Below are 13802 nucleotides of genomic sequence, written 5' to 3' on the forward strand. Positions count from 1 at the left end.
CAAGTGATCAGCTGGGCATGGCGCATCAAAGTATCGATGCACATGGAAACCGAGCTAATGGGCGCAATGAAAGAGCGCGCTGAAATCGAAGCGATTGAAGTATTCGCCACTAACCTAAAAGACTTGTTGATGGCAGCACCGGCTGGCCCTCGTGCAACACTTGGTCTAGATCCGGGTCTGCGTACAGGTTCAAAAATCGCGGTTGTCGACTCAACAGGTAAAGTGCTTGCAACCGAAACCATCTACCCTCACCCACCACAAAAACAATACGACAAGTCAGCACAAATCGTTGAGCAGTTGGTGCGTAAGTACAACGTGGATTTGATTGCGATTGGTAACGGTACGGCTTCACGTGAAACCGACAGCTTTGTCGCAGACGTCATCAAACGTGGCAACCTGAAAGTTCAGAAGATCATAGTAAGTGAAGCGGGGGCTTCGGTTTACTCAGCGTCTGAGCTTGCAGCAAAAGAGTTCCCGAATATGGACGTATCACTGCGTGGTGCAGTGTCGATTGCACGTCGTTTGCAAGATCCATTGGCTGAACTCGTGAAAATTGATCCGAAATCTATTGGTGTGGGTCAATACCAGCACGATGTAAGCCAATCTATGTTGGCAAAACGCCTAGATGCGATTGTGGAAGACTGTGTAAACGCGGTTGGTGTTGATGTGAACACTGCTTCTGCGGCGCTACTGACGCGCGTAGCAGGCTTATCAAGCACCATCGCGCAGAACATTGTCGACTTCCGCGATGAAAACGGTCGCTTCGAAGCACGTACAACCTTGAAGAAAGTACCTCGTTTAGGTCCTAAGGCGTTCGAGCAGTGTGCGGGCTTCCTGCGTATTATGGATGGTAAGAACCCACTTGATGCGTCTGCGGTTCACCCAGAAGCGTACCCAGTGGTCAAAGCGATTTCTGAAAAGAACAACAAAGATATCAAAGCGCTAATTGGTGATTCTAGCTTCCTAAAAGGTCTGCATGCGGTCGATTACACCGACGATAACTTCGGCGTTCCAACCATTACAGACATCATCAAAGAGCTGGATAAGCCGGGTCGTGATCCACGTCCAGAATTCAAAACGGCGACCTTTGCAGAAGGTGTAAACTCGGTATCTGACTTGGAACCGGGCATGATTCTAGAAGGCGTGGTGTCTAACGTAGCCAACTTCGGTGCCTTCGTTGATATCGGCGTTCACCAAGATGGTCTTGTGCATATTTCTGCACTGACAGATCGTTATGTGTCTGACCCACGTGAAGTGGTGAAAGCTGGCGACATCGTCAAAGTGAAAGTGATGGAAGTTGACGTGCAGCGTAAGCGTATTGGTCTATCGATGCGTATGAACGACGAACCGGGTCAAGACAACCGCAGCCAACGCTCATCAGCAGCGCCGCGTCGTAATGACCAACCGCAGCGTCGTCAGCCTCGCCGTGATGATTCGTCATCGAACAGCGCGATGGGCGGTGCGTTTGCTGCAGCGTTTGCTAAAGCGAAAAAGTAACCTTACCTAGGCTTCACCGCTAACGAGCTTTCATAACTAAAAAGAAAACGCTCCAATCAGTCAACCTGCTTGGAGCGTTTTTGTTTGAGTAGGATATTGAGTCGTCATAATACTGCTATCACTTCTGACGGGGTATGGGGAGCGACTGCATGACCATAATGAAACTTGATCACCTTCCTGCGCTTTTCCATTAATCCTTCATTGATCGCAGCATCCAAAATGCGCTTTGGTAAGCGAAAGCGGATCGCGTAGCCTTTCCCCTGGTCTTCACTATACGATTTGAGCGCAAGCAAACTAAAAAGCCGTTCTAGTGTATCTTCCGGCTCTTCTTGATAACGCGTGTCGACTTCCGTTTCCATATCATAATCAGGATGCTCTGAAGGATCCCAAGAAGACTGACGTCGGCGCTTGTCGTCACCTTTTACTTTTCGCTCTGCATTGGTTTTGGCCAATGCGACCGTTGGCGTTACAGGCTCTCGGACTTTATTGTCGCGAGCTGCTTGTTCCGTCTGCACATTCACGGATGGGGCGATCAGTGGCACACTTACGTTGGTCGGTGACACAATCATTGCGAACCCTCCTCAGAGTCGCCCAACTCGTCAATATGGCTTAGCTTTATTGGCTAATAAAACCTCACCAGCCTTTATATCGACCACTTTTTAAACAACTTGAGGTATTTCCGCTCGCACTTGCTCAATCGTGAGCAAACTCTCGGATTTGAACACAAAATTCGTCATGTTCGGTGATAAAAGGCGCATGAGAGGACTGATTAAAAACAAACTGCTGGGTATGAGGCAACTGTTCACTTAAATCGTTAGCTACTTTAATTGGCACCAACCCATCTAAACGGCCATAAAGACGCAACATTGGAACAGAAAGAGACGTCAACGCATCGCGCAGATCCACATCAGCAAGGATGTTTAGCCCAACCAACAGCGATTCAGGGTTTGGCTGAGGGCGCGATAGTACCGCTTGCTTGAGCTGTTTAACGTCTTTACGCGCTGATGGGCTGCCCATCGCTTGCAACGCCATAAAGCGCTCAATGGTCAGTGAGAAATCTTCTAGCAACTGAGAGGTGAACGCACTCAGTACATCCGGTTGAATGCCACGCCACGGTTTTTCTGCGGCAAATTTAGGTGAGCTGGCAACCGTAATCAACTTAGCCACGCGCTCGGGCATATTTAATGCCACATGCGTCGCCACTAAACCTCCGAGGGACCAACCAAGCCAAATCGCTTTCTCTGGCGCACCTTGCACCACCAAGTTAGCAATATGGTCTAAATCTTCAGCATGAGATTCGGCGCTATGTCCGTACCCCGGAAGGTCAACCACATGAACTCGGAAATAAGGTTGAAGAGACTCGACTGTCTGCTGCCATACCGCACCATTCATGCCCCAACCATGAAGTAACACCAAATCTGGTCCCTGACCAAATGACTGCCAGTGTAATTTCGTGCTCATGCTCTCAATCTCTCCCACTTATTTTATTCCCTACGGCTTCAGCCAAGCGTTAGGCTGAGTAAAATATCACCATGAATAAACGCTATGTTATCTCATCACTGGCAAAACATCATGCATCGCGTATTGAGCAGTCAATGCGGCCTGTGTCGGTTCCCTATTCAAACACCAAGCCACACAAATACTCTGCGCTGGTGCGAGCACTGTTTAAAATACCTAACTCCGGTAAAACGATGTCAACGCTGCGGTTTATCATTACAGAAAGAAGAAATGAGTACGGATAGTATTTGTGGTGAATGTCTTTCAAAGCCACCGCCATGGCAAAGGCTATACACGTTAGGCGATTACGACTTTCCCCTTTCACGGGAAGTACAACGCTTTAAAGATCACGGAGAGTCTTGGCATGTAAAAGCATTAACCGAGCAACTGGCACAGCGCATCACCACGCCAGCTCCAATCATTACCAGTGTGCCATTGCACTGGCAGCGTTACCTGCGCCGGGGTTTTAATCAAAGTGATGTTTTAGCCCGACACCTCGCCAAGCAATTGCAGACTAATTTTGATGCGAAGGTCTTTCGTCGAGTAAGGCTCGCCCAATCACAGCGTGGTAATACCAAAACAAGCCGTGAACAAAACTTAAAAGGCGCGTTTATTCTCAATAAGCGCCCTCACTCTTCCCATGTTGCCATCGTCGATGATGTAGTCACCACAGGCAGTACCGTCCGACAATTATGTCATTTACTACTTGAAGTTGGCGTAGAAAGCATCGATATTTACTGCATCTGCAGAACACCTGCTCCTCGTTCTCTCTAGATCGCTTCGCCATGCCTTAGCATCAAAAAGACTAGACCCATACGTCAACAAGAGTAGAATAGCAGCAGTAACCTACAAATTTACTCGGGTATTCGTCGTGTCAAATATTACTATTACAGAAACTGCGCAAACGCATTTCGCTAACCTTTTAGGTCAACAACCTGAAGGCACTAACATTCGTATTTTCGTTGTGAACCCAGGTACACAAAACGCTGAGTGTGGCGTGTCTTACTGTCCACCAGAAGCAGTAGAATCGACCGACACTGAACTCTCTTACAGCGGTTTTTCAGCTTACGTGGATGAGCTAAGCCTGCCATTCCTTGAAGACGCTGAAATCGATTTTGTTACCGATAAAATGGGCTCTCAGCTAACGCTAAAAGCACCTAACGCTAAAATGCGTAAAGTTGCGGACGACGCACCACTGGTTGAGCGCGTTGAGTACGTTATCCAAACTCAAGTGAACCCACAGCTTGCTGGCCACGGTGGTCACGTAAACTTGGTTGAGATCACTGAAGACGGTGTTGCGATTGTTGCATTTGGTGGCGGTTGTAATGGCTGTTCTATGGTTGACGTAACACTAAAAGAAGGCATCGAGAAAGAACTGCTAAACCAGTTCATTGGTGAACTAACCGCTGTTCGTGATGCAACAGAACATGACCGTGGTGATCACTCTTACTACTAAGAGTAAACACTGTCAGAAAATGGGAGGCTTCGGTCTCCCATTTTTGTATCGATACTGAGGTGATGCTGAGATGCTTAGCTCGACTCGTAAAATCCGCTAGAAACTCAGGCGGAGTTCTCATATATTAAGAATCTTACGCATCTCGTAAACGCCAACGACACCAAGGAGCCAGCGTCATGCCGAAACGAACCCCACCAGAGATACTCTCATGCCAGACGGTTGCAAAATCCAAACTGTTTGCTGTGGAAGCGCTCGACCTTCGTTTTTCCAATGGTGAGCATCGTACTTATGAGCGTATGAAGCCAAGTGGACGAGATGCTGTAATGGTGGTTCCTGTAACAGAACATGGCGATTTATTACTGGTGCGTGAATACGCCGCTGGAACTGAACGTTACGAGCTAGGTTTCCCAAAAGGGCTGATTGACCCAGGAGAAACACCACACCAAGCTGCAGATCGTGAGTTAAAAGAAGAAATCGGCTTTGGCTGCAATCAGTTAACCCCGTTGAAACAAGTTATCCTCGCGCCATCTTACTTTTCGAGCAAAATGACTCTATTTTTAGGACAGGCGCTTTATCCAGAGAAGCAAGAAGGCGATGAGCCTGAACCACTGGAAATTGTGCGTTGGCCACTTGCGCAAGCCGAAGAGTTATTAACTCACATGGATTTCTGTGAAGCACGAAGCATCACAGCGCTAATGTTGGCACTGAAACACTTACCAAACACCACTCACAAGCATAACCAATAACGGTCATAGAACCGAATAACACTGTGAGTAAGGACTATCACTTATGCCAATGACAAAAGATCTATCTCACCTACTTCCTCAAGTCATCGAGATTGCCCGCAGTGCTGGGCAAATGATCCTCGAAATATATGAAAAGAAGCAATACGAGGCCTACATCAAAAGTGACGAAACTCCCGTAACAAGTGCAGATATTGCAGCTCACAAGTTCATCACTGAACGCTTGAGTGATCTGACGCCTGACATTCCCGTGTTGTCAGAAGAAGACGCAGACATAAGCTTAGAGCAACGCGCTCAGTGGGAACGTTATTGGTTAGTCGACCCTCTTGATGGTACTCAAGAATTCATCGCTCGCAGTGGTGACTTTGCCACTATTATTGCGTTGGTCGACAACAATCGACCAACCATGGGCGTCGTTTACGGTCCTGTATCTGGCGTGACTTACTACGCTTATAATGGCAAAGGCGCCTGGAAAATTCCCGACATGTCGGACAGCGTCAAAATCCATACACACAAACACGAACAGCCAGAGCAAAGCATCGCAATTGCTATTAGTCGTCGCCAAGACATCAATCGTATTACTAACCGTATGAGCAGCGCCTGGAATTACGACTTAATACCGCTCGGTTCTGCAGCATTGAAAGCATGCCTCGTCGCGGAAGGGGCGGTAGATTGCTATCTCCGACTAGGTCCAACAGGTGAGTGGGACACCGCTGCGACACAATGCATTGTTGAAGAAGCTGGCGGACGTATTCTCAGCACGCAATTAGAACCGCTGTCATATAACGAGCGGGAAACACTAGAAAACCCGAACTTTATTGTTCTTGGTGATGCGGATTTACCTTGGAATGAGATTTTACAACGCAAAGATTAAGCGCCCTATCGGTAAAATTTAGAGCACAAAATTCTAGCAATAGAAAGGCCACGAATATCTTCGTGGCCTTTTCTTTTTGACCTTCTGTACAGCACTTGGAGTATTTGGCCTACTATGTTCCAATTACTTGCAAAGCTGAACAAAAGAAACAAATCGATTAAAAATCATGGCTTTAAACTTTCACTCATTCCCAATCAAGATCGAATGTACAGCGAATAGAGGTTTTAGCTTACGATGATCCAAAAGCAAAAAGAGCTGCACAATAGCAGCTCTTTTAAGATATTGGATTTTGTCACGATAGGTTAGAAGCGCCCTTGGTAATTAAACTCATATTGACCTTGAGCATTCGGCTTACCCAACCATTTCAGTTGCTCCCCCATGCTGGATGGGAACTCTGCACCAGGTTTGAACCACGCTTTGGTTGAGTACCGTTGATTAGGCATCAGTTCAGCGGAAAACGCCGCAGAGACTTGTTTGCTGCTCTGCTCACCAGTTGCCGTCAATACACTATCCTGACAGTTTATATCGGCAATCACAGGACCGAGATCTAAGCTGCCAACGGGGCTTTGAATACCACTGGCATTCCATACTAAAGTGCCTTCACCGTCCTTACACCAAGGCGCAGCATAAGTCGCATGACGAATATTCAGCTCAAGCTGCCCATCAACACCAACAGGCACAGGGAGGCGTGCTTGCTCAACAACTTTTACCGCCGGAATCGAGGCAACTAAGTTTTTGGCATAAGGGCCATCACTTAAGCTATAGCCGACAAAACCGCGCCCACGGACGTCCATTTCACTACCACGACCAAAGCGCACAGCAAACTCAGCTTTACCTGTCAGTAGACTCGACCATTGGAAATCCCAATTAACTTCTCCAAGGTTCTGGCGCTGCCAACGAATACTAGAAGCTTGACCTTGCCATACCGAACCGTTGGCTCCTTGAATGTCCAGGCCTCTCACTGTTGGTGCTTGTTGTAACACCCAAGAGACTGGTAATCCCATTAAAAGACTGACTGAAAAAAAGACGATAAAGATAACAACGTAAAGTACTGCTCGCTTCACCTTAACCTCGCTTAAACTGAAGGCGGTTTACATCGATCATGCCCGCTTGCTCTGTTCGGTCGATATCTAAAAATTCGACTTCAATACCCTGTTGCTCTTTCAAGTAACGTAACCAATCCACTAGTTGATTAAACGCGAGTGGTTTGATCCACACTTGAACGCTCTCATTACGAGGTTGTACTCGAATCAACTCAACTTTATAACGACGAGCTGAAGAAGAAACCAACTGATTCAACGGTTGACTAGAGTAGCTCACACCGCTGCTTTTTCGCAGTGCAGTGATGCCATCCGCTTTATCTTGTACCCAAGCTAGCAACTGCTTTTCACTTTGAATACGTGACTGAGCTAGCTCCGCACGTTGACTCATTGGCTGTAATAAACCCCAATAAATAATACCGATAACGGCAATAGCGCCACATCCCATGACCAAACGCTGCTCACGCTGCGAGATGCTGCTCCACCAAACCTGAGCTTGAGAAATTAAATTTTTCATCATCACCTCACAAACGCTTCAAAACAAAGCTGCCAACCACAACGTTATCGCTACGGTTCAACTGACCTTGCTCAACATTAAACTTCTCTGCCAATTTCACACGAGCCTGCTCAAAAGGTTGGAAGTCTGAACTACGAGCCTGAATACGTACTTCGCCACGTTGTCCGTCGTATTTAAAGCTAGTGATCTCCAAGTCACTGACCTGACCAAGCGTCGCGGGTAATGCCGCCAACCATGACAACATTGCCTGCTGACCACTTCCACCAGATAAGCGGCGCTCTTCATCATCCATTTGTCGTTTGAGGTAACTAACGGTAGGAATGCGTCGTTTATTTGGGAACACCTGGCGGAAAATACGCTCACTCTCCTCACGATACGCTTGAGCTTGTGCTTCGTACTTATGGACCACGAGCAACTGCTGCGCAACCATAACGACGATAAGCACCCCCGCAGCAATGGTGGCTTTTTGCCAGAGCTTCCAGTATTTACCCCAAGAAGATTTCGGCTTGAAGCTCCCAGTCAGCAAATTGACTTTGCTTTCTGTCACCCCCTTCGCCAGTAAAGCCATCGTCATTTCTTCTGGTTGCGGATCCCATATTTCAGGTAACGCAGATTCCGGGACCGAGCTAAAGCAATCGAGCTTCCAACCTTCATGATTTTGTAGATAAGAAGAGAGGTAAAGGTCTAACCAAGAAGCGTCGACAACCGCGCCCTCTGTCGCAGAGTGACGAATTAGCCATTGCTCGCCAATCATTGCAGCACTGCTGTGATCTCCACGAACCGGTAACGCAAGCACATCGGGTAAAATGCGTTTAATGGCGATACCTTGGCTTGAGAAACGTTGCAGTACAGTCTGAATCCAAGCACGTTCAACTGCGCAAATCTGCGCTTTATCCGCTTGTTTACCCAACACGCTAAAGTGCAGGCCATCAACGTCCTGAGCAACTTCGTCTTCCACTAAGTACGGTAACATAGCCTCGAATTGGCGTGTTGCACCAGGTGGTATATCCACTTGCGTCAGGACTACATCATTACTCGCCAACAGCGCCACAACTTGGCGCTGACCAGCATATGAGACCAATTCATCTAAGTGTTCCCACCCGGCGATTTCACCGCTAGCAATCACTTCCTGTTGATCTGTCGACCACACCACCCAAGGAATGGTACTTTGTTGTTCGCTACTCAGCCGAACGGTCAGAAACTCGCTCACTGATCCCTCCAAAACGACGGCGAACTACGGTCACCGTTTCTCTATTTGTACTTTGCAAAAGGCTTCGGATACGTACACGTGATTCATCCACCAACACTTGTGCATCCAATTCAAAAAAGGCGCTATCTACACCCAAATAGCCTTTGGCGTTTTTCTTTACATCTTCACTTAAGCCAGCCATTTCTGACTCTGCTAAAAATTCATCAATGCTATCCCACCCATCAAATGGGCGTTTTTCAATTAGCTGAATCGCATCACTACTGCTTAAGTTTGGTGAGAACATTGCCACCAAAATCGGAGCTTGCTCAACATCAATCGTATTCACGTTTAAACGCCAGTCATCACTTGGCAATGCACAGACCAACGGCTCCAATTTTTGGAAAATTTCACCACTCACCTGATAGACAGCCCGTAACTCGGAAGCATCTGCCATCCAACCATTTGATGCCAAATAGGAAGGTTTCATCGCTTCATATGTGCTGTCTTCAACCCCAGTAGTCGAACGGACAGAGTCATCAGCATCAATGTATTCCCAAGTAGAGTCTGCAATGATTTCTGCTTGATATGGCTCGACATCCAACTCTTCTAATAGGCGCTGCAATACATTCACTAAATATGGTCTTGTAATTTGCTGACCCGTTGGTTGCACACGACTCAATACATTTAGATTAAAGCACGCTTGCTTGTCTCTAATTCGTCCCGCCGCTTGACCATAATCTAACGGATAGACTTGCTCTTTTATCGCCCACGGTTGACTCATATTAATCGTGTCGGTGTCTTTATAACTTTGCTCGATACCCACTTTTGCTAGCGCCTCGACGCCAAGGCTGTACCAATACGCTTGCTGGTAATTGATTTGATTAGCGCCTCGCTGAAACTGCAAGAACAAACGTTCTGACATACTGGCAGCAACCGTCGCCATAATCGCCAGCAACATCAACACTATAATCAAAGCAACACCGCGCTGACGGTTAACCATTATTGCTGTCTCCTGAACTTTCCTCTTTCTGACTCAATGTGCCATCAGGAGTGAGATAAGTACGGGTAATTTCTCCATAGTCTTTGAGAGTTAGAACAACAGAAACCGCTTTCGGCAGCGCTTTTTCTTCAGCCCACTCTTTTTTCCATTGCTTACCATCATAGAAACGCATATCAAATGACTCGACCTGCGTTAGCAATGGAGTAACAGTACCTTGTTGCCCAACCGGCGTATCAGGATAGCGCCACCATACTCGCTGCAGTGTTTCTTCTTTTAAGCGATAGCCAACCTTGGTTACTTCTCCACGAGGGAACTGCTGCTGAGGATTGTGCCAACCTAAACGGGCAAACATCAGCCCTTTGGTATCGGAGTCCAACAAGTAATCGGACCAAAAAATTAGCCGGCTAGCAGGCTCTTCACCATTAGTACGCGTTTGACGCATCGCCATTTGACGAAAATCGTTATCCATCATAACCATGGCACGCTGAATTTCGTTTAAGCGTTGGGTTCGTTCTTGTGATAGCGCATTGCTACGCTGTACTTGCGATACCACTTGGTACGCAGCGACACTTAAACTGGCAAAGATGGCAATCGATACCAACACTTCAATAAGTGTAAAACCTTTCACCCTTTGGCGCGTGTTTGCGCGGAGATGATTATTGCGCCACATAGCTTCGTACCGTTACTACAGGGCTCGCGCTTTTCTCTACCGAGACGCTCACATCAAATGCTTTCAGCAATGGCTGCGTCGTGGCGACTGGCGTGACTTTCCAGAACCAAGTGCGTCCTGCCAGCTCTTCTGTGCCGTTTTTCGCTTTGAGTTCTCCGGTATTCAACATCACATTTGCCATCTGATTATCCACAACCATGGCTGCAAACATTTTTTCTTCTAAATAACTGATTGTATTAATATGCTGGCTCACGGAGCGAATGACACTGATGGCAGCGGTAGCGAAAATTGCCAGTGCGACCAATACTTCCAGTAAGGTCATGCCTCTCGTCCGGCGATGACTCAAATTTAGGCGAGCTTGCTTAAAATTGCGCATTCTCATCCTCTTTCACTTCTTCGCCCGGAGCTAATAACAAAATTTGTCCACTTTCTTTGCCAATGACTCGCCAACCGTCATTAAAGGCATCACCATTTTGCGGAAAAAAAGACAGGGTGAATGGCGTGACTTCAGCGCTGGAAAAGATAAACACTTGCGGTGGCTCAATTTTCTTTTCGTCCTCTTCTTCTGCGAACATGCCTTCATCAAAAAGAGAACCTGGTTTGAATAAGCGCTCATCGTTATCCCAAGCACCACCGCCGAGTTCGAGTTGTAGCGTAATATCTTCTTCTAGCTTGGTTTTGCTCGGAATCTGCTTTAATTTCAGGGGCTGCCAACCTTCTGAGGTTAAACTCAGTAGAGCGTAGGTCGATTTGGCATCATCCACTCGAACGCCAAAATCTTTACCGCTCAGCACCGCTTCTTCATTGAGCAGCTGTAAACGCTGAAAAAAGCTTTGAGCATACTGCTTGGAAAGATCTTTTTGGCTAGTCGGTAACGTCGAGAGCACGGCCACAGCCGTAAGAGATAGCAAAACCAGCACCAATAGAATTTCTATCAATGTAAAACCGTTATGTTTTCGCATTTGTTTCATTAGTGCTGGCTTAGGCTCAATTATTGGAAATCTTGCATGTTCCAGTTGCCAATATCTGCAGCTGGACCTTCTCCACCCTCTTGGCCATCTGCGCCTAGAGTGAAGATATCGATTGTACCGTTATCACCTGGGCTTAAGTATTGGTACTGGTTGCCCCAAGGGTCATTAGGAAGACGTTTGATGTAACCACCATCACGGTAGTTGCGTGGCTCTGGGTTAGATGGCTTGCTAACCAATGCTTCTAGACCTTGGTCCGTTGTTGGGTAAACGCTGTTATCCAACTTGTACATATCTAGGGCATTTTCCAGCGCTACGATGTCCGTAATCGCTTTTTGTTGGTCAGCCTTCTCTTTGTTACCCAATAGGTTTGGAACAACGAAACTTGCCAAAATACCAAGGATAACGACAACAACCATCACTTCTAAAAGTGTAAAACCCTGTTGTTTACTACGCTTAAACTTCATTTTTTTCTCCGAAAGTTAGATTAAAGCCATGCCGTTAGTAGACACGTCTTAATTCGAAATTATCCGCTCATCAAGTTATTCATTTCTAGCATTGGCATCAAGGTCGCCATCACAATGAACAACACTAATCCAGCCATTAATGCAATCAGCGCAGGAGTAAACACACCCAGAGCAATATTGACTGTTGATTCAAAGTTTTGATCTTGGTTATCGGCTGCCCGCGTCAACATGCTCTCTAATTCACCACTTTGCTCACCACTGGCGATCATGTGTAGCATCATTGGTGGAAACAAGCGAGTTTGGTCCAACGCCTTACGCAAACTAGCACCCTCTCGGACGTTATCCGCTGCAAGCAAGACTTGCTGCTTCACATAACGGTTAGACATAACATCTACCGCAACGCGCATACCCTCGAGAATTGGAATCGCACTGGAAGTACAGACCGAAAGTGTTCGTGCGAATCGTGCGGTATTCAAACCTCGAGAGATCTTACCTATTAGCGGTAAGCTCAAGATTTTTCTGTCCCAAGCTAAGCGAAAGTCTGGCTTTTGCAACGCCAGTTTGAGGCCATAGAAAAGCGCCACCAGCACAACGAAAATAATCAGCCCCCAATCTTGCACAAACTCACTGGCTGCCAGTAAAAATTGCGTCGATTGAGGTAACTCTTGGCCCATCTGAATGATGGGTTCAATGATTTTAGGAACCACTGTCGCCAATAAGAACGAAACGATGACAACCGCGAATACCACCAAAACTACAGGATAAATCATGGCTTGAAGCAATTTAGATCGCATCTTTTGGCGGTTTTCGACATAGTCTGCCAAACGCTCTAATACGGTATCGAGGTGACCTGATTTTTCGCCCGCCGCAACCATAGAGCGGTACAGTTCATCAAACACGTGTGGGTAATCAGCAAAACTGTCGGCGAGCGGATAACCCTCGGTTACTTTCGAGCGAACCGCAGCCAGCATAGAACGAATTTTCGGCTTTTCAGCCTGCTCAGAGACCGCGCGCAAACATTCTTCCAGAGGCATGCCTGATTGGACTAACGTGGACAATTGACGTGTGATTAGTGCCAGCTCAGATGTTGAGATGCCGCGCTTAAAGCTGACTGAGCCTGAAGACTTAGCCGATTTAGCTTTCGTCTCAACCACTTCAATCGGGATCATCCCTTGCTCTTTGAGTCGCTGGCGCACTTGTCGGGCGTTGTCCCCTTCTATCGTGCCTTTTTTATGCTTGCCTTTTGCATCTAGCGCTTTGTACTCAAATGCCGCCATTAGGTTTCCTTCGTCACTCGCATCACTTCTTCAAGTGACGTAATACCACGACGTACTTTGCTTAAACCATCACTGCGAATACTTGGCGTATGGGCGCGAACGGCTCTCTCAATTTCTTGTTCACCAGACTCTCGATGAATCAACTCTTGCACTTGCTCATCAACCATAATGAGCTCGTGGATACCTGTTCGACCTCGGTAGCCTTTTTGGTTACACGCTTCACAGCCTTTTGCTCGGTGCAGTTCTAACGGTTCATGCGCTTCCATACCAAACAGTTTTTTCTGTTCCGCATCGGCTTCATACGGCTCTTTACAGCTTGGACAAAGCGTTCGAACTAAGCGCTGCGCTAGCACCCCTAATAACGAAGAAGAAATAAGGAATGGCTCAATACCCATATCACGTAGACGCGTAATCGCACCCACTGCGGTGTTGGTGTGGAGAGTAGACATTACCAAGTGACCCGTTAAGGACGCTTGCACTGCAATTTGTGCGGTTTCTAAGTCACGGATCTCACCGACCATCACCACATCCGGGTCCTGACGCAGAATGGCACGCAAGCCACGCGCAAAAGTCATGTCGACCTTTGGGTTCACCTGAGTTTGACCGA

Annotated in this window: 17 protein-coding genes; 5 read left to right on the forward strand and 12 right to left on the reverse strand. The window is 47.2% G+C overall.

Annotation, left to right across the window (positions count from 1 at the left end):
- Positions 1-1497 (forward strand): helix-hairpin-helix domain-containing protein (locus IQR33_RS34750; RefSeq protein WP_228014198.1); only part of this gene is annotated, 1497 nt, incomplete at its 5' end.
- Positions 1498-1601: 104 nt separating this feature from the next.
- Here the strand turns inward: IQR33_RS34750 and IQR33_RS28305 are convergent.
- Positions 1602-2066 carry a hypothetical protein gene (locus tag IQR33_RS28305; RefSeq protein ID WP_005379316.1) on the reverse strand — a complete coding sequence of 155 codons (465 nt, stop codon included), beginning with the start codon at positions 2064-2066 and terminating at the stop codon, positions 1602-1604.
- Between the two features lie 124 nt (positions 2067-2190).
- On the reverse strand, positions 2191-2958 hold the full coding sequence (gene bioH, locus IQR33_RS28310; RefSeq protein ID WP_047103874.1) for a pimeloyl-ACP methyl ester esterase BioH: 768 nt from the start codon (positions 2956-2958) through the stop codon (positions 2191-2193).
- Positions 2959-3042: 84 nt separating this feature from the next.
- Here bioH and IQR33_RS28315 point away from each other — a divergent pair, with 84 nt between their 5' ends.
- From IQR33_RS28315 to cysQ, 4 genes are all read left to right on the forward strand, one after another.
- Positions 3043-3768 (forward strand): amidophosphoribosyltransferase, encoded by a 726-nt coding sequence (locus IQR33_RS28315; protein WP_033905914.1) that lies wholly within the window; start codon positions 3043-3045, stop codon positions 3766-3768.
- A 97-nt stretch (positions 3769-3865) separates the two neighbouring features.
- On the forward strand, positions 3866-4450 hold the full coding sequence (gene nfuA, locus IQR33_RS28320) for a Fe-S biogenesis protein NfuA (protein WP_005379313.1): 585 nt from the start codon (positions 3866-3868) through the stop codon (positions 4448-4450).
- A 176-nt stretch (positions 4451-4626) separates the two neighbouring features.
- On the forward strand, positions 4627-5196 hold the full coding sequence (gene nudE, locus IQR33_RS28325; RefSeq protein ID WP_042522602.1) for an ADP compounds hydrolase NudE: 570 nt from the start codon (positions 4627-4629) through the stop codon (positions 5194-5196).
- Between the two features lie 43 nt (positions 5197-5239).
- Complete coding sequence (cysQ, locus tag IQR33_RS28330; RefSeq protein WP_152812959.1) at positions 5240-6067, forward strand: 3'(2'),5'-bisphosphate nucleotidase CysQ; 828 nt, start codon at positions 5240-5242, stop codon at positions 6065-6067.
- A 302-nt stretch (positions 6068-6369) separates the two neighbouring features.
- Here the strand turns inward: cysQ and IQR33_RS28335 are convergent, their stop codons facing one another.
- From IQR33_RS28335 to IQR33_RS34755, 10 genes are all read right to left on the reverse strand, one after another.
- The gene (locus IQR33_RS28335) at positions 6370-7131 is read right to left on the reverse strand and encodes a type II secretion system protein N (RefSeq protein WP_171344448.1); all 762 of its coding nucleotides are present in this window, start codon (positions 7129-7131) and stop codon (positions 6370-6372) included.
- A 1-nt stretch (position 7132) separates the two neighbouring features.
- Positions 7133-7624 (reverse strand): type II secretion system protein M, encoded by a 492-nt coding sequence (locus IQR33_RS28340; RefSeq protein WP_005383002.1) that lies wholly within the window; start codon positions 7622-7624, stop codon positions 7133-7135.
- 7 nt (positions 7625-7631) lie between these two features.
- Complete coding sequence (gene gspL / locus IQR33_RS28345; protein WP_033905912.1) at positions 7632-8834, reverse strand: type II secretion system protein GspL; 1203 nt, start codon at positions 8832-8834, stop codon at positions 7632-7634.
- Positions 8803-9813, reverse strand: coding sequence for a type II secretion system minor pseudopilin GspK (gspK, locus tag IQR33_RS28350; protein WP_005379302.1), 1011 nt, complete (start codon positions 9811-9813; stop codon positions 8803-8805). The genes gspL and gspK overlap by 32 nt, the downstream gene beginning before the upstream one ends.
- Positions 9806-10483 (reverse strand): type II secretion system minor pseudopilin GspJ, encoded by a 678-nt coding sequence (gene gspJ / locus IQR33_RS28355; RefSeq protein ID WP_193837239.1) that lies wholly within the window; start codon positions 10481-10483, stop codon positions 9806-9808. Before gspJ ends, gspK begins: the two co-directional genes overlap by 8 nt.
- Positions 10470-10859, reverse strand: coding sequence for a type II secretion system minor pseudopilin GspI (gene gspI, locus IQR33_RS28360; RefSeq protein WP_193837240.1), 390 nt, complete (start codon positions 10857-10859; stop codon positions 10470-10472). Before gspI ends, gspJ begins: the two co-directional genes overlap by 14 nt.
- Complete coding sequence (locus IQR33_RS28365) at positions 10846-11445, reverse strand: prepilin-type N-terminal cleavage/methylation domain-containing protein (RefSeq protein WP_193837241.1); 600 nt, start codon at positions 11443-11445, stop codon at positions 10846-10848. Before IQR33_RS28365 ends, gspI begins: the two co-directional genes overlap by 14 nt.
- Before the next feature lie 29 nt (positions 11446-11474).
- Entirely contained in the window at positions 11475-11918 is a 444-nt protein-coding gene (gene gspG / locus IQR33_RS28370; protein ID WP_005379298.1) for a type II secretion system major pseudopilin GspG, read from the reverse strand.
- A gap of 59 nt (positions 11919-11977) precedes the next feature.
- Positions 11978-13195, reverse strand: a complete 1218-nt coding sequence (gene gspF / locus IQR33_RS28375; protein ID WP_193837242.1) for a type II secretion system inner membrane protein GspF — start codon at positions 13193-13195, stop codon at positions 11978-11980.
- Positions 13195-13802: GspE/PulE family protein (locus tag IQR33_RS34755; RefSeq protein WP_228014199.1), on the reverse strand; the 608-nt coding region annotated here is incomplete at its 5' end. The genes IQR33_RS34755 and gspF, both read right to left, overlap by 1 nt.

The organism is Vibrio sp. OPT46 (assembly GCF_015163535.1).
Taxonomy (GTDB): Bacteria; Pseudomonadota; Gammaproteobacteria; order Enterobacterales; family Vibrionaceae; genus Vibrio; species Vibrio alginolyticus.

Coding starts and splice junctions, on each gene's coding strand:
- bioH (WP_047103874.1), bottom strand. CDS start 2,958: ATGAGCACGAAATTACACTGGCAGTCATTTGGTCAGGGACCAGATTTG.
- IQR33_RS28305 (WP_005379316.1), bottom strand. CDS start 2,066: ATGATTGTGTCACCGACCAACGTAAGTGTGCCACTGATCGCCCCATCC.
- gspG (WP_005379298.1), bottom strand. CDS start 11,918: ATGAAGTTTAAGCGTAGTAAACAACAGGGTTTTACACTTTTAGAAGTG.
- IQR33_RS28340 (WP_005383002.1), bottom strand. CDS start 7,624: ATGAAAAATTTAATTTCTCAAGCTCAGGTTTGGTGGAGCAGCATCTCG.
- cysQ (WP_152812959.1), top strand. CDS start 5,240: ATGCCAATGACAAAAGATCTATCTCACCTACTTCCTCAAGTCATCGAG.
- nudE (WP_042522602.1), top strand. CDS start 4,627: ATGCCGAAACGAACCCCACCAGAGATACTCTCATGCCAGACGGTTGCA.
- gspK (WP_005379302.1), bottom strand. CDS start 9,813: ATGGTTAACCGTCAGCGCGGTGTTGCTTTGATTATAGTGTTGATGTTG.
- gspF (WP_193837242.1), bottom strand. CDS start 13,195: ATGGCGGCATTTGAGTACAAAGCGCTAGATGCAAAAGGCAAGCATAAA.
- gspJ (WP_193837239.1), bottom strand. CDS start 10,483: ATGTGGCGCAATAATCATCTCCGCGCAAACACGCGCCAAAGGGTGAAA.
- IQR33_RS28315 (WP_033905914.1), top strand. CDS start 3,043: ATGTTATCTCATCACTGGCAAAACATCATGCATCGCGTATTGAGCAGT.
- IQR33_RS28365 (WP_193837241.1), bottom strand. CDS start 11,445: ATGCGAAAACATAACGGTTTTACATTGATAGAAATTCTATTGGTGCTG.
- gspI (WP_193837240.1), bottom strand. CDS start 10,859: ATGCGCAATTTTAAGCAAGCTCGCCTAAATTTGAGTCATCGCCGGACG.